Genomic DNA, 16,948 nt, shown 5'->3' with positions numbered 1-16,948 from the left:
GGGGATCCAGGCGGGGAGCTGGTCGGACGTGCGCATGGGGGGTGCCTCCGGTGGTCGGTGGGTGTCGGCCGGGTGGCCGCGCCGCACGCCACCGCCCCGCGCTGTGGTGCGGTTGGCGTGGGGCGGTGGCGGTCAGCGTGACGGCCCGGAAGGGCTTCCGGCGTCAGGCGGGGACGGGTGCCGGGTGGTCGAGTCCGTCGCCGAGCAGCAGCGCGCGGACGGTCCGCTCGTACTCGCCGGTGCGGATGCGGTCGTGCAGGAGCTGACCGGCGATCAGGCTGCGGGCCCGGGAGCGGATCGCGGTGACCGTCTCGGGTCCGGCGCCCGCGGCGTCGGCGGCCTGGCCGGCGCTGTCGGCGGCCAGGCGCGTGGCCGCGCGCAGGGCGGCGGTCCGGCGGGAGTACTGCGCGCGGAAGTGCGCCCACCAGTCCAGGGCGTGGTGTTCCTCCAGCTCCTGCTGCCACGCGGTGTAGGTGCGGTGGGTGGCCTGGGGGTCGGCCGCCCACTGGGCGGTCCACTCTCGGGCCAGGTCGGGGATCTGGGCGAGGGTCTGCAGGACCTGGGCGCCGCGATGCCCGAAGGCCCGCCATCCCTCGGTCTCGCCGACGACGTGGATCTGGTGGGACATCAGCCAGTACGGGTAGTAGCGGCCGCCCCAGTTGCCGGTCTCCCCGCGCGGCTCCACGATCCACAGCCGGACGGGCCAGCCCTCCGCCGTGCTCTCCAGCTCCAGGACCTCGCCGGGGCGGGTGTACATGTGGAAGTAGGAGAAGGGCTTGTCGGTGTACCACTTCTCGCCGGGGCTGGGGTGGTCGACGGTCTCGCCCACGTGCTGGGCGAGGTTGACGGTGGGGACATCCTCGCCGTGGGTGCGGGCCCAGTGAGCGAGGCTGTCGCACGTGGGCGGGACGGTTCCGTCGGGCCGGGTGACCATGTAGTGGATCACCGGTCGGTGCTGTGCCATGGCGTTCCTCCGTAGGCGGCGAATAGCGGGGTGGAGAGTGATGATGGCCGGGCGGCCGCGCCGCGCCTCCGGCCCCGCGCCGTCGTGCTGCTGGCGCGGGACTGCGGGTGGGCAGCTTCAGTACCCGATGAGTGCGCGAGCGGGCGGCGCGCCGATGACTCAGGAGCCTGGCGCGGTGTGGGAGCGCTTGGGTCGCGGGAGTCAGGCGGTGGTGTTCGGGACGGTGGGGGGCTGGAGCTGTTGGGAGCGGGCGTCGATGTTGATCTGGACCAGGCGCAGGTTCAGGCCGCGCAGTGCGAGCAGGCTGGCGATGCCCCAGAGTCCGGCGGCGATGGCGGTGGCGACGGGGCGTGCCGGGTCGGGAGTTGCGCTCCAGACCATCGCGGCGGTGGCGGTGCCGAACGCCAGCCAGCCGAGTCGGGCCAGGGTGGATCCGAAGAACCCGGCGATGATCAGCGCGATGGCTGTGAGCTCCCACAGGCCGAACAGGTTGCGCACGGACAGGTGCAGTTCGCCGCGGTGCGCGTTGAGGTAGCTGCGGATCGGGTGGGAGATCGTGGCGAGGAGTCCGGTGTGGGTGTGGCCGACGAGGCGGTAGTAGACGTCGACGACGTCGCTTCCCAGCGAGCCGAAGATCAGGGTGAACAGGAACAGGCTGGCGAGCACGGTGAGGGCGCGCAGCCACAGCGGCGTGAAGTTCCAGCCGAGTTGGAGGGCGTTCTCCAGCTCGGTGGCGCGGCAACGCAGGAACGGCATGAGGTAGGTGCGGGACCAGGCGATGGCCCTGGCCTGTGCCTTCTCCCACCGCTCGTGGTGGAACTGCGGCTCGGGGTGGGGGGCGGTGGGTTCGGGGGTGGACTGGGTGCTGGTCATGAGGGGGATCCCTTCCCTGTTGTGGCGTGCGGTGTGGGCTGGTTGACCGTCCGGTCACGGGTGGCGCTGGTGATCTCTGATGGGTGCGTCGTGCGGGCGTGCCGCTTGCGTTGTCTCCGGGCCCATGGATGGGCTCGGAGACAACGCTGTCCGCGTGTCGGTGCGGGGCTGTGCTCGCAGGTCAGCCGATGCGGTCGACACGTCCGATGCCGGTGGCGTTGCCGCGGGAGAACAGCCCCTGGTTCAGCACGGTGACGTTGTTGTTCACCACCGGTCCGCTGGGGGTGTGGGTGGCCACGTCGGCGCCGGTGGCATTGGGGCTGCGCAGTCCGAGGGCTCCGGCGATGCGCAGGACGAGCAGCGCGCCGGCGCCAGCGCCCAGGGCGGCAGCGATCCCGAAGGCGAGTTCGGCGAGATCAGCGAGGTAGGGGCCGGCCATGGCGAGGGCACCTCCGATGGAAAGGGTCAGCGCGCAGGTGGAGCCGACGACCTGCATCGCCGCGCGTTCCGTGCGGGACAGCGGCTGCCGGGCGGCGGCCTGGGGCGGTGCGGGCAGGAATACAGGTGGCGCTGGGGGGACTCGGGCGATGACCCAGGACCCGTCGTCGAGTTGGACGAGGGCCCTGGTGGAGGCGGCGCGGCCGTCGGCGGCGATCGGCCCCGGGAAGAGGGCGTTCGGCTCGCCGTATGGGGTGGGGGTGGGTCGCGGATAGAGAACGACCGGCGCGGTCTGCTCGGGGAAGAGGCGAGGGTCGGGGGAAAGCACCGGCGTCTCCTTCAGTGGGGTTGGGCGGGTCGACGCTCTGGCGGGAGCGCCGGTCGCGGGGTGGCTGCGGTCAGTGGGTCGCGGTGTTGACGGCGGTCGTGGCGGCGTGGGCGCTGCTGGTGAGGAACTGGTGGGCCCAGGCGACGGTGTCGGCGCCCCAGGGGGTGCCGACGAGGAGGATCCAGAAGAGGGACACGGCGAGGAACTCCCGCTTGCGGAAGGAGGCGTCGCGCCACATCCAGATGGCGAGGCCGGCGGCGCAGATGACGAAGAGGGCGTTCGTGGTGAGGTTCATGCGTTGCTCCCAGGTGATGTGTGGTCGGTGAATGCGCGGCGCCGCCCCAGATGGTTCTTGCTGGGGCGGCGCTGGTGACTGCTGAAGGCTGCTTTCAGGCTCTGGTGTCGAGGGGTTCGCGGGTGTGCCAGTCGCGGTCGATCTTGTGGAGTTTGCCGAGGCGTTCCAGCCGCGCGGTTCCGTTGGCGACGTTCGATGGTTTGAGGTCGGTGACTTCGGCGATCTGCTTGTTGCGGCGTGCTCCGTCATGGACGGCGTGCCAGATGAGCTGGCTGCGGGACGGTGGGGCGATGTCGTCGAGGTCTTCGTCCTCGACGTCGACGGCCAGGCCTTCGAAGGCGGCCCCGGTGGCGCCGGTCGGCGTGGCCGGGGCAAGGTCGACGATCGCGGGGGCTGCGGTCTTGCCGTCCTTGTTGTGCTTCTTGATCAGTTCGCGCAGGAACTCCTCTTCGCCCTTGGCGTCGAGGTGCCGGTAGGAGTCGCGGTACAGGTAGGCGGCGCCGACGGCGTCGGCCTCGGCGTCGGTGAGTGCGGGCTGGGGGAGTGTGCGGTAGAGCTTGGCGGCGTTGTGGTGGTAGGCCACCCGGGACTGGGTGTACTGGGCGCCACCGTCGGCGATGTAGCACAGGCCTCCGGTGTTGGATCCGTCCGGGAAGGTCTCCGGGATCGGGGAGATCCGGTAGGCCGGGGTTCGCGCCCCGAGGCTCATGTTCGCGACGTCGTTGCGGGCGGTGCGGAACAGCGCGATGTTGCCGGACTGGAGCATGTCGCGGACCGCGTTGGCGTCGGCGTTGCTGCCGATCGCGTCGAGGTTGGGGATCTGGACGTGCACGCGGGCGGCGATGCCGGCGGCGCGGGTCTGCCGTCCGAGGTTGGACACCCCGGAGAGGACCGCTGCGGCGTTCACGTCCCGGCCGCCTTCGCGGACCATTTCGTTGAACTCGTCGAACGTCGCTTGCAGGAGGGCGAACGGCTCGCCGGGGACGAAGAAGCTGCGACCGGTCTCGATGTCGCCGTCGGCGTCTCGCCACTGCATGCGTTGCTGCACGGAGAAGCGCAGTTTCCCGAGCTTCGCGGCGCCCGAGGCCATCAGTGCGAAGCCGAGCGGGCTTTTGACGAGCCAGTCGAGGTCGTCGGCCCACGACGCGTAGCCGCTGCCGCCCTTGCCGTCGGCGACCCAGGAGATGCAGCCGTTGATGGCCTGAGCGATCAGCAGGGCCTCTTCCAGGGAGGTCTTGCCCGCTCCGGTGGTGCCGGACACGAACGAGTGGACCGCTGAGACGCCCTGAACTCCGGTCAGGCCGTATTTGCCCTTGTTGGGGATCATAAGCCGCCATCGGGCCGGGTTGCCGTAGATGTCGCGGCCGATGGTCACGAAGCCGTCGGTGTCCATCACGAGGTCGTCAAGGTCCAGGGGGACCCCGGCGGTCAGCGGGTTGTTCGTCATCTCGCTGACCTCGAGGCGGCGCGCGCCGAGCACGCGCAGGTGCATGGTGGCGGCAGGGTCTTCGCCGGGCAGGTCCAGGGCCTGCACGATTGCCTGCGGCTGCACGTCGCGGACGGAGGTTCCGGTGCGGGGGAGTAGGAACTCCATCCGGCGCCCGAACTCTGTCTCTTCGGCTGCGACCATGATGCTGCCGGGGTAGGGGTTGAAGTCGCGCCAGGCGGCGATCAGGTCGCCGGCGGCGGACGGCGCCGCGGCCCGAAGCCGTACCGTGAGCTTGGCACGGGATGCGGCCATGTCCTCGGTCCGGTACAGGTTCACGGCACGCGCCGGGACGTCGAACGCGATCGAGATCGCGTCCACGGCGAGGCTGTCGGCCGCTTTGGCGGTGGTGGAGACCACGACCGCGCTGACCCGGTCCGCGGTGACGTCAAGGGACACCAGGTACGAGCCCGCCAGCGGGCCGCCCTGGCAGGCGATCCACTCCTCCCAGCGCGCCACGTACCAGTCTGCGGGCTGCTGGTTCGTGGCGTCCTCAGTGGCGGGGCGCTCTGGGCGGGTGCACACCCAGGTTCCCCAGGTGGCGGCCAGGGAGCTGGCGGCGAGGTGGGCGTACCAGGGCATGGGCAGGTAACCGGTGACGGGTAGCGCGGCCAGCGGCCCGGCTCGCAGCGCGAGTTCGGTGGGGGTGTAGCGGCGCCACCAGTCGCTGCCCCATCCGGGCAGGGCGCGCTGCCAGGCGTTTCGCAGGAGGGCGGTGCGGGTGCGGTGGGAGTCGGCGACGCGGGCCCGGACGAGGCTCGCACGGTCGGGGTGGCCGGTCCATGCGGGCAGCAGGAGGGCGCCTCCGGGGGGTGCGGGGCGGGTGGTGGTCAGGCGGCGGCGCATCCGGCGCACGCGGCGGCGGTAGGCGCGGGCGTGGGCGCGGGCCATCCACTGCCACGGCTCGCCGTGGCCGGGGAGCCAGCGCCACGGGCCCGGGTTGAGGCCGAGCGCCGTCCAGCTGGCAGCGGCGGCCCCCGCGGTGAGCGTGGTGGCGAGCAGGGGCGTGCCGGACAGGGAAGCGGAGGCGATGCCGAGCCCGGCACCGGCGTACAGGCCCGGGGAGTTGGTCACCCGGGCGAGTCGGGCGCGCAGCGCGGCCGTGCGCTGCTCGGAGGGGGGCAGGGTCTCGGACATCGCGGAGATGGTCCTTTCAGGTTCGAAGTGGCAGGGCCCCGACTCGGGTGGCGAATCGGGGCCCTGGCGTCGTGTCGGGCGCGTGTGGAAGCGCCGGCGGCGGAACTGGTGGGGCTACTGGCGTTGGATGAACGCCCGGTCGGCCATCTGCACTGCACCGGTTCGGTTCGCGTCAGCCATCCGCGAGTGCGATGCGCGGGTCTCGTTCTCCAGGCCCTGGGCGGCAGTGCTCAGCGCGTCGGCGGAGGAGACGATGTTCCCGACCTCCTGGGCGGCCGAATCGCCGTGAAGTGCGACCTCCATGTAGGCGGTGACGGTGGGCTCGTCCACGTGCAGCTTGGTCATGCCCTCCGCGAGGTAGCGGGCGGAGTCGGCGCGGTCCTGGTAGCGGGCCTGCATGCGCTCGACCGCGGCCCGCGTGCGCTGGGCGCGGATGACGTAGGCCTTGGCGCGGGCGAGGACGGCGAGGTAGTTGCCGGCCATCAGGCGACCCCCCTGGTCTCGTAGGTCTCGGTGTCGGCGGCGAGGTCCTCGGTGTCGACTTGGTCGGAGAGGTAGAACTCGCGGTCGGCGACTTCCTCCATGTCCTGGGCAATGTCGGCGTAGACGCCCTGGCCGGCCTCGAGCAGGGCCTTGGCCTTGGTTACGGCCTCGGCCTGCGCCCGGGTGTCGAACGCGAGCCCCGCGAGCGAGTTGTGCATGGCGCGGTACTGCTCGGTGCAGGCGTTGATCTGCCCGATGATCCTTTCCGCCTTGATGCCGAACTCGGCGAGCTCGGCGATGAGGGCGTCAGCGCGGCCGACTTCCCGTTCGCAGCGCTCGGAGAGCCGGTTGTAGACGACCTGGTCGTCCTCGCACATGATCGACAGTTCGTCGGACTCCTCGAGGACGCTGTCGTAGCTGATGTCTGCGGCCATGCGGCCTCGCCCTTCGGTGGGTGTGGGCGCCGTGCTAGTCGGCGCCGAGGTGGGGGAGCTGACGGGTGCTTCGGCAGCTTCCGGTGTCGAGGTGCTGACAGCGGGTGGAGCGGGCGCGATCGGGTCATCCGCGGGCCCTGGGCTGTCGTCACCGGTAGGTGCGGCAGTGGGTAGTGGCGCGTCCTGCGGCGGCGCGGCCGGTCCGGTGCGCGCTTCGGGATCCGGACCGGCGCCGTCCGGGGAAGGAGGCGGCGCAGACGGAGCTGTGACGGGCCCTGACGCGTCGGCGGGACTCCTCGGGCCTGGCACGGCCGCTGGCGGGGCAGAGGCCCCTCCAGGGCTGTCCTCGGGCGTGCTGACGCCGACGGCGGGCGGGTAGTCGGGCGGGGGTGGCACCAGGGCAACCGGGGACGCACCCTCCGCTGGCGGAGCGGCATCCGGGGCGGGCCCGGTCGCCGCCGGGTCCGGTGTCGTCACCGGGTTCCGGCGGGCGCGGAAGCGGCGCAGCGCCTCCGCGGCGCCGTCGCGCACCCACACCACGGTCCGGCCCGCCGCGTGCCCGGCGCGGCCAGCAATCGGCACCGCGCCGGGATTCGCGTTCCGGTACGCGGCGAGGAACGTCCCCGGCACCCCGGCGACGGGCGCCGTCGCCGGAACCCTGATCCTGACCGGGCCGGTCGGCGAGTGGGTGTACGTCGTCACCGGTGCCCCCGGACCAATGGCCGGCGGGCTCCCGTGGGTGCGGGCGATCTTCTCCACGGCCCGCTGATGGCGGGCGTGTTCGATCCGCGCGGCCCGGTCCGGCCGGCTCAACCCGACCTTGGTTTGCTCACTTTGTGTTCCTGCTGCCCATGCCAGGGCGCAGGCCAGGATCAGGACTTCCACGCGACCGCCTCTACGGTCTCGGACTCGGCTGGGCGGGGTGAACGATCGGGCCTCGCGCGTACGCGTACGTACGCGTGTAGGCAGCTGTCAAGTTCACTCGCGGCCGGGTGAATGAATGGGTGAATGACCGCTAGCGGTCGTAGCGGTTGAGCAGGGTCTGAAGCGCGTCGCCGGCCTCTCGCCAGGCGCGGGTCGCGACGACCGGATCGACGTGCTGGAGCACGCTGCGTAGTCGGTCTGCGCGCCGCTCGAAGCCGCGCTTGGGCGACTCCTTGTCGGCTTTGCGGATCACACCGGCCCAGTAGGCGGAGCCTGCCGCCACTCGGTCTCTCCTCTCGGATCGGGGTCGACTGCGGGTTCCGGCAGTCGCAGCGAGGGCCAGTCCGGCGTGCGGGCTGGCCCTCGCTGGTGGTGTCGGACGCTAGGTCAGGTCAGGTACTTGTCCGCGTCGTCCGGGCGCAGCAGGCCGGCCTGGGCGAGCAGGCGGACTGCTCGGGGCTGGTTGACGCTGAGTTCGGTGCGGGCGCGGGAGACGTTGACGAAGCCGTCGTCTTCGCGGGGCAGTGCCTGTACGGCGGGGAGGAGTTCCTCGTCCGTACGGGCGGGCGTCGTACTTGTACGGCCGATGGCCGCTTGGGTGGTACGCGGGCGGGAGGACGCGGTGCCTGTACGGGCGCCCGGGACTCCGCTCGCTGGGGCTGTACGGGCGTGGACCGTACTGGTACGGCCGCCGCCGGTGGCTGCCGCTGTACCGGTACGGCCGCTGTGCTCCGTACCGGTGCTCGGCGCGCCTGCGGACTGTGCCTGTACGCCGCTCGTACGGCCGGTGTACGCGCTGGTCACCCCGGGTGCCGTCCCGTTCGTGGCGGTGGGGGCGAGGGCGGCGTGTACGGGCGGTGTACCAGCCGGGCCGAGCGCGTTCGCAGCGGTCGGCGTACCGGCTGACGGCCCGTACGAGGACGCTCCAGGCGCGGTTGTACGGGCGTGCTTCGCGCCGTCCGTACGAGCGCCCGTACTGGTGTGTACGGGCGTCGTGTCCGGGCTGTCGTGTCCGTCCGTACCGTCGTCGTGCATGAGCGTGTGGACGCGCCAGATGACGGCCACAAAGATCAGGACGACGAAGGTCGTGAGCCACCATGGGGCCGCGTGCCCGGCGGGCACCAGGTGCGCCTGGTCGGCCAGGTGGAAGGTGACGTTGGCCGACGCCATCAACGCGAGCGCCGCCGTATGTCCCGCTTGGTGCGGAACGCGGTGACACAGTAGACGTCGATGCTGACCGGCAGCAGCGGGGCGACGTAGGGGTGGATGCCGACCATGTGGGCCAGCGCGTACTCGCCGGAGGCGGCGAGCCCGATGCCGGCGGCCAGCGCGATCCACGGCGCGGTCTTCCACGCCTTGCGGCTGACCTTGCGGTGCCAGCCGCGCCAGCGCGAGGCGGCGTGCTTTGCCGCCTTGGCCTCCTCCAGCAGCCGGCGGGCCCGGGCCTCATCCGCCTGGGCCCGGTCGGTGATGCCCTTGGCCTTGCGCTCGGCCTCGGCGGTGATCCGCTCGGCCTCCTTCTGAGCGGCGTCGCGCAGCTGCGCGGCGACCGTCTTGGCCTCCTCCCGCAGCCGGTCGCGCTGCTTGTCGCAGGCCGTCTTGAGGCCGGCCAGGTCGTCGGCCAGCGCGGTGCGCTTGGCCGCCGCCTCGGCGTCGAAACGGTCGGTCAGCGCCCGCAGCTTCTCGCGCAGTTCGCTGCCCGCCTGCTCCGCCTCGCTGCGGGCGGAGGTCACGTGGGCGTCGGCTTCACGGCGCCGCTCGTCCGCGGCCTTGACCGCGTCCGTGTACAGCTGCTCGGCCTCGGCCCGCCGGGCGTCGTACTGCTCGGCCGCCGTGGCGGCGAGCTTGTCGACACGCTCGCGGGCCTGGGCGACCTCGCGCTGCGCCGCGGCCACCAGGTCGTCGGCCTGCGCCTGGGCGCGGGAGAGGATCTGGCCGGCCTCGGTGCGGCGCTGATCGACCATGGCGCTGATCTCGGCGAGGTCGGCTTCGGCCAGGCGCCGCAGTTCGGCGACCGCCTTGCCGGTGGCCTCGCGGTCGGCTTCGGCCAGGCCGGTGAGGTCGGCGACCTGAGCGCGGGCGCCGTCGACCAGCTGCGCCGCGCGCTCGTGCGCGTCGGCCAGGAGCCGGTCGGCCTCGCCGCGCGCACTCTCCAACTCGGCCTTTGCCGCGGCCCGGTGCGCGTCGGCCTCCTGATCGGCGCCGCCCGTGATGCCCTCGGCGCGGGCGCGGGCCTCGGCGAGCAGCTCGGTGACCTGCTCGTGGGTGGCGGCGACAGTGCGCGCCGCCTGCTGCTCGGCGTTCGTCTGGAGCGCAGAGGACTGCTCGCGGGCGCTGTCGATCAGGTCGGCGGCCCGGTCCCGGGCGTCCAGGACGCGGGCCAGCGCGTCCCAGTCCACCAGATCCTCGGGCGTCTCGGCCGGAACCGGCTCCGGGAGAGCGGCGGGGGCGAGAGGCGCGGTGGGCGGCGCCGGACGCCCGGCCGTCGGCTTGCTGCGGGCAGTGGGCTTCCTGCTACGGGCTCGGGTGGCGGCCACGCCGCCTCCTTCCAAGTCGATGCCGCCCCGCAGGGCGGCAGTTGCGGCGTGGTCAGGCCGGGGCCAGGCGCTGGAGCGCAGCCGTCAGGCGGGGGTGCGTGGCCTCGTCCAGGAGGTGGCCCTGCTCGATGAGCGCCGCCGGGGAGACCGGCGTGGTGAAGGCGGCGCGGACGACGTCGGCGAGCGGGCCGGGCTCGGCGAGGACCTGGTCGCGGTCCTCCCAGGCGGTGCAGTGCCGGCGGACGTGGTCGGTGCCGACGGTGCGGACCGTGATCTGCCAGGTGACCGGCCACTGCGAACGCGGACCGTGGTCGATCTCCAGGACCTCGTAGACGTCGCCGGAGTAGCCGGTGCGGTAGATCCCGCCGACCTGGCGGGGCCCGATCTGCCGGGCGAGCCACCGGCGGTGGCTCGCGGCCTCGTACCAGGCGGCCCGTACCGACCTCCCGAGCGGGATCAGCGTGGCGGCGAAGTCGGCGGTGGCGGACAGGTCGAAGGTGAAGTGCGGGTTCGGGGTGCGCTGCTGTGCCATGGCGGCCTCCAAGCCGGAAACGTTGGTCGCGGTCAGCTGGTGCGGGCGCGGTTGCGGGCGGCGCGGCGCTTCATCGCGCGCCGCTCGCCCTCGCTCATGCCGCCCCACACGCCGGCGTCCTGACCGGTCTCCAGCGCCCACTGCAGGCAGTGCTCCATGACCGGGCAGCGGTGGCAGACCGCCTTGGCCTCCTCGATCTGCAGGAGTGCCGGTCCGGTGTTGCCGATCGGGAAGAACAGCTCGGGGTCCTCGCTCCGGCAGGTCGCGCGGTGTCGCCAGTCCATCTCGTCCTCCTTCGTATTCGTGCACGTCAAGGTGGGTTCGCCACGACGAAGGGCGGGTGCGCGGTGATCACGGCCCTCGGGTCCGGAGACCGTCAGCGGGCTGACCTTCCACGCACCCGCCCCGTCGGCGGTGTGCTGCGCTACTTCGTGAGGTGGCACTGGATCTGCTTGCCGAGCGCGGAGCACTCGAGCGTCCAGCCGGGGGCGAGGTGGTCGACCAGGGCCAGGCCCCGGCCGCTCTCCGCGCAGTCGCTGTCCAGGTCGACGTCGGCGCGCTGCGGCAGCAGCTCGGGGACCGGGTCGTGGACGGTCACCGCGATGCCGCGGCCGGTGACGTACACCTCGATGACCAGCGGCACGTGCTGGCCGCAGGCGTTGACGGCATTGCCGACCAGCTCCGACAGGACCAACTGCGCGTCGGCGGCGGAGTCGTCGTCGGCGCCGTAGGCGACCAGCACCGACCGCGCCAGCTGGCGGACGGCGCTCAGCGTCTCCGCCGTGGCCGTGATGTGGGCGGCGAAGCCGCGGTTGCGGTGCCGCAGGTACAGGCCGGGGGAGGAGGGCGGGAGCAGCAGCTGCTCCACGGACATGGTTCCGGTCCCCGCCACCGTCGGGGTGCTCACCGCTTCCCGCCGCTCTGCTCGGCGCGGCGGGCGGCGTCCTCGCGGGCCCGTCGCAGGGCCTCGTCGGCCTGGTTGGGGTGGTCGTCGGCGGCCGTGGCCGCCGCTACGATCGTGTTCAAGGTCGTTACCTCGCTCTTTGATCGGAGTGCCGCGACCTGTGACGACCTCGGTAGCCGCCGGGGTCGTCGTCGCGTTCGGGCCCCTTGCGACCCACCGCCTGGTCCCGCCCCGCGTGGTGGCGGGCGGGACCGACGGAACGTGCAAGGAGCTGATGAGGAGACGGCTCCAGCCGCGCCTGGCCACCGGTCAGGGGGTGGTGAGCAGACGACGCTTTCCGTCAGGGCCGAGGACCATCTGGGAAGCGAGCTCGAGATTCTGGAGGGTTCGCTTCGCCCGGCGCGCGAGCGAGGAGGCCGTCTCGCACCACAGGCCCGAGCGGCAGCGCTCGCAGTCGTGCCGGTGGGCCGCGAGCTCCTGGCGCACGGCCCGCGTTGCCTCCGGCATCTGCGTCGGCGCCAGCGTCGGCGCAGCCGAGTGCGGCTTCGGCGTCGGCTGCGTCGGCCGCGAGGCCCGAACCTCGGTGCTCGCGAGGCGGTGCTCCGCAGCCCAGTGCGTCGTCCAGGTCTTGCCGGTGAGCGGGGTGTCGATGACGATCCGCTGGCCGGAGCCCTTGCAGCGGCGGTCCCGGGGGGCCTCGCCGTGGTAGCGGCGATCGCCGGCCTCGCGGCCGTGGTCGGTGGCCCGGTGGGCGACGATCATGTGGCGGGTCAGGCGCCGCCAGGTCTGGCAGTCCGGGCAGACGATCAGGATGGGTTGCCCGGGGAGGGCGGAGATCTCGGTCGGGGTGATGCGGGAGACGGGGAGAGCCGGACGGCCGTTGTGTCGCACGAGCGGAGTTCCCTTCGGTCCGGGAGACGGGAAGACGGATCGGCGTTGCGTTCTCCGGTGACCACGGGCCTCAGCGAACCGTGGGTACTGGGCAGCGCAACTGCTCTGATCAGCGCCTGCGACCGAACCCGGCGGGGGACCGCTGGACCGAGCTGGTCCGTCACCATCCGCCTGTAGTGAGCCGTCGCAGGCCGTGCTGTGGAGTTCTCAAGGAACGGGACGCACTCCGATCCGGGGTTTGCCGGAGTCGTTCGGCGCCAGACCAGTAAGCCTCAATTGCTCTAGAGCTGTCAAGAACTTCCCTAGAGCAGTTTGCGCATGCTACGAATGAGGCGAGCCCCTGAGGCTCAGCCAGGCGGCAACGCCTAAGATCAACGGCCAGGCGAAGGAGGTGATGGCGTAGTGGGCGATGAGGACTCGCTGGCCAAGTACGAGCAGATCGCCGCTGATCTGCGGCTGGCAATCGCGAACGGCCAATACACCGACAGACTGCCTGGCGAGCGCGTCTTGGCGGCTCAGTACGGCGTCGCCGCCATGACCGTCCGTCAAGCGCTGGCGCTCCTCCGAAGCGAAGGCCTCGCCGAGGCCCGGCAAGGCGCCGGCGTCTTCGTGAAGTCGTTCAAGCCAGTGCGCCGCCACGGCATCCAACGCCTTGCGCGCGACCGATGGGCCTCCGGGGCAAGCATCTGGTCCACGGACGACGAGCGTGAGAACACCGTTGACCAGATCAACGTCCAGGCCGTGGAGGCAACGGACTCCATCGCCACGGCCCTGCAGCTGACGCCTGGTGACCTCGTCTGCCGTCGATCGCGCCGCTACGTGGTGGAACAGCGACCAGTCATGCTCGCAACGTCGTTCCTGCCTCACGCAATCGTCGCCGGTTCGGCGATCACCCAGCCCAACACGGGACCCGGCGGCATCCTCGCTCGCCTCAACGATCTCGGTTTCCCGCCGGTTCACCACCGCGAGGAGATCCGCTACGGCCTCGCCTCGCCCAACGACGCGACCCGCCTGAACCTCCCGGCTGGAAGCCCGATCCTGCACCTCATCCGCACCTCGTACACCGCGGACCGACGGCCGATCGAGGTCAACCAGATGGTCCTCGATGCCACCGCGTTCGTCTTGGACTACGAGTTCGACGCCTAATCTGCAGGGCCTCATCAGGGACCTCCTTCCCGAGGAGAATCAGAGCCGGATTGGCGTCGCATCAGAACCACAACCGCGTCAACAGCTCCATCAGCACGTCATGCACATGCGTTCACATCCACGTACACACGGGATTTGATGAGTCGCCCATAGGCTCCGGCCATGGTGACTGTGAGGAGCGGGGGAATGGGCAAGGACCACCCCGGATGGCGGCCAGATCTACTTCGCGCACAACGCGAGGCGCACGGCCTGACGCTGGAAAAGGCCGGCGAGCGGCTGCGCGAGGTCGCAGCGGAGGCGAAGCTCAAGGGCATCCCGGCGGCCAACCCGCAGACGCTCTGGCAGCACGAGCAGGGTGAGGTGTACCCGGGCCCGCACTACCGGCGGGCCTACTGCCTGCTGTACCGGGCGACCGATCCGGAGCTCGGCTTCCGCGCGGCGCTGCCCGGCGAGGACACCCAGTTCCGGCTGACTCCCGCGAGCGATGACCGCAACGGCACGCACGTGATCGCGGTCGAGCGAGCGATCCACCGGATCGCTCCGGGCAGCAACGAAGCCGACCACATGCAGGTTCAACAACGAATCTTGGACGCGTGGAAGCGGCGTCACACCGGCGGTGATCCGCACCGCCCCGTGGTCGTGTTGGTCGGTGGCTACGCCGGCAGCGGGAAGACGGAGTTCGCGCGGTTCCTGACCCAGCTGACCGGTTGGCCGCTGCTGGACAAGGACCCACTCACGCGCCCGCTGGTGGAGAGGCTGCTCGTCTCGCTCGGAGGCGACCCGAACGACCGGCACACCGACCTGTACCGCGACCAGGTGCGGCACGTCGAGTACGACTGCCTGATGCAGGCGGCCTGGGCCAACATCCACTGCCGCATCAGCACCGTCCTTACCGCGCCCTTCATCGCGGAGATGACGAACGCGGACTGGATGCAGCGGCTGACGAATCGGTGCGAAGCGCTCGGCGTCGACGTCGCCCCAATCTGGGTCCAGTGCGACCCGGAGTCGATGCGCGAGTACATCACCTTCCGCAGCGCGGCCCGAGACGCCTGGAAGCTGCAGCGCTGGGACGAGTACCTGCAGACCATCGACGCCGACCTGCGACCGGTCGTGCCGCACCTGGTCGTCGACAACCGGCTCGGCACCGCGATCTCCCTGGCCGACCAGGCCCGGCACGCGATCCGCGAGGTGTACGCGTGAGCGAGCCCCAGGGCGTCCTCCTGTACGGTCCGCCGGCCGCGGGCAAGGACACCGTGACTGCGGCGCTGGCGGAACTCTCCGGCAGGTACCAGCAGTTCCAGCGCCTCAAGGTGGGGTCCGGCAAGGCGGTCGGCTACAGGATGGGCAGCGCAGAACAACTGGCGCACTTGGAGGCGGCGGGAGACGTCATCTACGCGAACTCGCGCTACGGCAACACCTATGTCATCGACCGACCCGGCCTTCGCGCCGCGTTCGCGTCCGGGGTGCCGGTGGTGCACCTGGGGCAGGTCGACGGTGTCAGGGCGCTGCTGGAGGGTTACTCGGCGGGGTGGGTGACGGTGCTGCTGTGGTGCTCGAGGCAGGCCACGGCGGAGCGGTCGCGCGGTCGCGGTGATGCTGACACCTCCGCCCGGCTGGCCGCGTGGGACACAACCCTTGCGGATCTGGGCGCCAACCCGGGCTGGGCGTGGGATCTGACGGTGGACACGACGGACCACACCCCGGATGCCGCTGCGCGGCTCATCGGCCAGCTGCTGGTGGAGCGGGCGGGAGCGGCGCAGACATGACGGCGGGGGCGGTGGTCTACGGGCGGGAGAGCCGGGCGAGAGCTTCGGCGACGGTCAGCTGCACGTCCTTGCTGGTGTCCCAGCGGGCGAGCGTAGCGGCGGCCGCGTGGAGTATGTCCGGCGGCAGGCCGGCGTCGGCGAACATGTCCGCGGCTTCCTCCAGCTCCGGGCCCCAGCGCCACGCCCGGGCGGCGATCTTGGGGATGTACTCGGTCTCCGCGAGGTACGAGCCGGTGCGGCGCGCGGCGATGGCAGCGAGCTCCTGGCCGACGCCGTGCTCGGCTGCCAGGCCGGTCGCGAGGGCCGCCAGCACGCGGGACGCCTTCTGGTACGCGGTGTACGAGAGCTTGAGCGCGGAGGCCTGCCCAGCGTCGGTGCCCAGCACGCGGATGTGCACGTCTGTTCCGGCGAAGAGGGCTTCCACCAGTCCAGTCGCGACGACTTCTCCAGCCAGGTACAGCGTTGGGGTCTTGCCTCCGACTGGCGGTGAGCCGACCACGGCAGCGTCGACCAGGACGGCTGAGTTCGGCAGCACCGTGGAGATGCGCTGCACTGTGGCCGGGCTGACGGCGTTAGCCTCCACGAAAGTGCCCGTGAACCCGATGCTGGCGATCTGCTCGACGAGGCCGAGAGCGGCCGCGGGAGGGCAGAGGCTGAGCAGCACGTCGGCGTCGGCGAGCAGCTGCTCCAGCGTCGCAGCCTCGAGGCCGTACCGCTCGGCGCGGGCCCGGGTCGCGGGGCTGCGCCCTTCCGGGGTCCACAGCACCCGGTGCCCGGCCTGGACGGCGCACGCACCGACGGGCGCGCCCATGCTGCCTGGATGGAGCAGTCCGACGGTGGCCATGATCTCCTACAGGTTCAGCAGGTGCGTGACGGCCCCGGCGGCGTCCGCGACGTCGTGGTCAGCGGGGCGACTATCGTGGGTCCACGCGCGGCCCGCCGCGATCCAGATGGTACGCAGGCCCACGGCGTGGGCTCCGGCGATGTCGGTGGCTGGATTGTCGCCGACCATCCAGCCATTGGTCAGCGGCGTCCCGCAGCGCTCGGCGGCGGCGTGGAAGATCTGGGCCTCAGGCTTCCGGGCGCCGATGTCGTCGCTGATGCAGATAGCGTCGACGACTTGGTCGAGTCCCGTGGCGCGGAGCTTCGCGCGCTGGATGTCGGTAGCCCCGTTGGTGACGATGCCGACCGTCCAGCCGGCCTCACGTAGCTGGGCAAGGCCGGTTGCGACTGCCGGCGGGCAGGTGACGGCGGCCGCGATGGCATCGACGTACCAGTCCCACAAAGCGATCGCAGGGCTGGGCAAGTGGAGCTCCCGCCGCAGTGCGGCGAAGGTTGCGGGATACGCGCGTTCCCGCAGGGCTTCAGCGATCCGGGGGACGTCGGCGGGGTGGACTCCGTGCGCAGCGCAGAGACGGGTCACCACCGAGTGCACGGCCCCCGTGCGGTTGACGAGGGTGTTGTCGAGGTCGAAGAGCGCGAGCGGCACAGGACGGACTCTAACGGGCAGCCAGGTTGTGGGCTCACGATCGATCCCTGGTTCGCAGGGGGCTGAAGGCTTCTCAGGGACGCGCCGCGCCCGTTGGGTTGGTGTGCCGCAGGGGACGCAGAACACGCTAAGGTGTCACGCAGTGTTATGCGTGATCGTCTTCGGACAAGCGAAAACCCCCGACGCCGGGAAGCTCTCGGGGGTCCGCTCGGTCCGGAGTCCCGGACCGCGTCGGCTTACAGCCCTGTGAAGGAGGGCGGCGACATGCGTCAGCGTACCCGCCTCCAGGGGCGGACATGCAACACCCCGCCGAGAGGGCAG

Annotated in this window: 20 protein-coding genes; 3 read left to right on the top strand and 17 right to left on the bottom strand. The window is 71.6% G+C overall.

Features of this window, described 5'->3' with window-relative positions:
• Positions 1 to 163: 163 nt before the first annotated feature.
• The 15 genes from TR50_RS42635 to TR50_RS18300 all read right to left on the bottom strand — a co-directional run bounded on the left by TR50_RS42635 (position 164) and on the right by TR50_RS18300 (position 12,226).
• Entirely contained in the window at positions 164 to 964 is an 801-nt protein-coding gene (locus tag TR50_RS42635; RefSeq protein ID WP_052441076.1) for a hypothetical protein, read from the bottom strand.
• A 201-nt stretch (positions 965 to 1,165) separates the two neighbouring features.
• The gene (locus tag TR50_RS42630; RefSeq protein WP_052441075.1) at positions 1,166 to 1,837 is read right to left on the bottom strand and encodes a hypothetical protein; all 672 of its coding nucleotides are present in this window, start codon (positions 1,835 to 1,837) and stop codon (positions 1,166 to 1,168) included.
• A 181-nt stretch (positions 1,838 to 2,018) separates the two neighbouring features.
• Positions 2,019 to 2,603: a hypothetical protein gene (locus TR50_RS18350; protein WP_042422237.1), complete on the bottom strand. Its 585-nt coding sequence runs from the start codon at positions 2,601 to 2,603 to the stop codon at positions 2,019 to 2,021.
• Between the two features lie 70 nt (positions 2,604 to 2,673).
• Positions 2,674 to 2,898 carry a hypothetical protein gene (locus TR50_RS18345; protein WP_042422235.1) on the bottom strand — a complete coding sequence of 75 codons (225 nt, stop codon included), beginning with the start codon at positions 2,896 to 2,898 and terminating at the stop codon, positions 2,674 to 2,676.
• Positions 2,899 to 2,992: 94 nt separating this feature from the next.
• Positions 2,993 to 5,521, bottom strand: a complete 2,529-nt coding sequence (locus TR50_RS18340; protein WP_042422233.1) for a hypothetical protein — start codon at positions 5,519 to 5,521, stop codon at positions 2,993 to 2,995.
• 114 nt (positions 5,522 to 5,635) lie between these two features.
• On the bottom strand, positions 5,636 to 6,004 hold the full coding sequence (locus TR50_RS18335) for a hypothetical protein (RefSeq protein WP_042422231.1): 369 nt from the start codon (positions 6,002 to 6,004) through the stop codon (positions 5,636 to 5,638).
• Positions 6,004 to 6,438 carry a hypothetical protein gene (locus TR50_RS18330; RefSeq protein WP_042422229.1) on the bottom strand — a complete coding sequence of 145 codons (435 nt, stop codon included), beginning with the start codon at positions 6,436 to 6,438 and terminating at the stop codon, positions 6,004 to 6,006. The genes TR50_RS18335 and TR50_RS18330 overlap by 1 nt, the downstream gene beginning before the upstream one ends.
• Positions 6,439 to 7,453: 1,015 nt before the next feature.
• Positions 7,454 to 7,645 carry a hypothetical protein gene (locus TR50_RS18325; protein ID WP_042422225.1) on the bottom strand — a complete coding sequence of 64 codons (192 nt, stop codon included), beginning with the start codon at positions 7,643 to 7,645 and terminating at the stop codon, positions 7,454 to 7,456.
• A gap of 104 nt (positions 7,646 to 7,749) precedes the next feature.
• Complete coding sequence (locus TR50_RS48900; protein WP_236654467.1) at positions 7,750 to 8,532, bottom strand: hypothetical protein; 783 nt, start codon at positions 8,530 to 8,532, stop codon at positions 7,750 to 7,752.
• The gene (locus TR50_RS48895; RefSeq protein ID WP_236654466.1) at positions 8,532 to 9,899 is read right to left on the bottom strand and encodes a coiled-coil domain-containing protein; all 1,368 of its coding nucleotides are present in this window, start codon (positions 9,897 to 9,899) and stop codon (positions 8,532 to 8,534) included. The genes TR50_RS48900 and TR50_RS48895 overlap by 1 nt, the downstream gene beginning before the upstream one ends.
• A 52-nt stretch (positions 9,900 to 9,951) precedes the next feature.
• Positions 9,952 to 10,431, bottom strand: coding sequence for a hypothetical protein (locus TR50_RS18315; RefSeq protein WP_042422223.1), 480 nt, complete (start codon positions 10,429 to 10,431; stop codon positions 9,952 to 9,954).
• A gap of 32 nt (positions 10,432 to 10,463) precedes the next feature.
• The gene (locus TR50_RS18310) at positions 10,464 to 10,715 is read right to left on the bottom strand and encodes a WhiB family transcriptional regulator (protein ID WP_042422221.1); all 252 of its coding nucleotides are present in this window, start codon (positions 10,713 to 10,715) and stop codon (positions 10,464 to 10,466) included.
• A gap of 140 nt (positions 10,716 to 10,855) precedes the next feature.
• Positions 10,856 to 11,305, bottom strand: coding sequence for an ATP-binding protein (locus TR50_RS18305; RefSeq protein WP_042422369.1), 450 nt, complete (start codon positions 11,303 to 11,305; stop codon positions 10,856 to 10,858).
• A 29-nt stretch (positions 11,306 to 11,334) separates the two neighbouring features.
• A complete protein-coding gene (locus TR50_RS49750) occupies positions 11,335 to 11,457 on the bottom strand; it encodes a hypothetical protein (protein ID WP_269084803.1) in 123 nt (40 codons plus the stop codon).
• Between the two features lie 187 nt (positions 11,458 to 11,644).
• On the bottom strand, positions 11,645 to 12,226 hold the full coding sequence (locus TR50_RS18300; RefSeq protein WP_052441074.1) for a hypothetical protein: 582 nt from the start codon (positions 12,224 to 12,226) through the stop codon (positions 11,645 to 11,647).
• A gap of 402 nt (positions 12,227 to 12,628) precedes the next feature.
• On the opposite strand from TR50_RS18300, the gene TR50_RS18295 reads away from it, so the two are divergent.
• The 3 genes from TR50_RS18295 to TR50_RS18285 all read left to right on the top strand — a co-directional run bounded on the left by TR50_RS18295 (position 12,629) and on the right by TR50_RS18285 (position 15,138).
• Positions 12,629 to 13,372, top strand: coding sequence for a GntR family transcriptional regulator (locus TR50_RS18295; protein WP_042422219.1), 744 nt, complete (start codon positions 12,629 to 12,631; stop codon positions 13,370 to 13,372).
• 186 nt (positions 13,373 to 13,558) lie between these two features.
• A complete protein-coding gene (locus TR50_RS18290) occupies positions 13,559 to 14,572 on the top strand; it encodes a P-loop nucleotide/nucleoside kinase family protein (protein WP_042422216.1) in 1,014 nt (337 codons plus the stop codon).
• Positions 14,569 to 15,138, top strand: coding sequence for a phosphotransferase-like protein (locus tag TR50_RS18285; protein ID WP_042422214.1), 570 nt, complete (start codon positions 14,569 to 14,571; stop codon positions 15,136 to 15,138). The genes TR50_RS18290 and TR50_RS18285 overlap by 4 nt, the downstream gene beginning before the upstream one ends.
• 16 nt (positions 15,139 to 15,154) lie before the next feature.
• On the opposite strand, the gene TR50_RS18280 is transcribed toward TR50_RS18285, so the two are convergent.
• Both TR50_RS18280 and TR50_RS18275 read right to left on the bottom strand, forming a co-directional pair.
• Positions 15,155 to 15,982 (bottom strand): NAD(P)-dependent oxidoreductase, encoded by an 828-nt coding sequence (locus TR50_RS18280; RefSeq protein ID WP_042422212.1) that lies wholly within the window; start codon positions 15,980 to 15,982, stop codon positions 15,155 to 15,157.
• A gap of 6 nt (positions 15,983 to 15,988) precedes the next feature.
• Complete coding sequence (locus tag TR50_RS18275; protein WP_042422210.1) at positions 15,989 to 16,627, bottom strand: HAD family hydrolase; 639 nt, start codon at positions 16,625 to 16,627, stop codon at positions 15,989 to 15,991.
• Between the last annotated feature and the right edge of the window lie 321 nt (positions 16,628 to 16,948).

The sequence above is a fragment of the Streptacidiphilus anmyonensis genome (assembly GCF_000787855.1).
Taxonomy (GTDB): Bacteria; Actinomycetota; Actinomycetes; order Streptomycetales; family Streptomycetaceae; genus Streptacidiphilus; species Streptacidiphilus anmyonensis.
The sequence above is the reverse complement of the archived record's forward strand: the minus strand, read 5'-3'. Positions and strand labels throughout refer to the sequence as shown.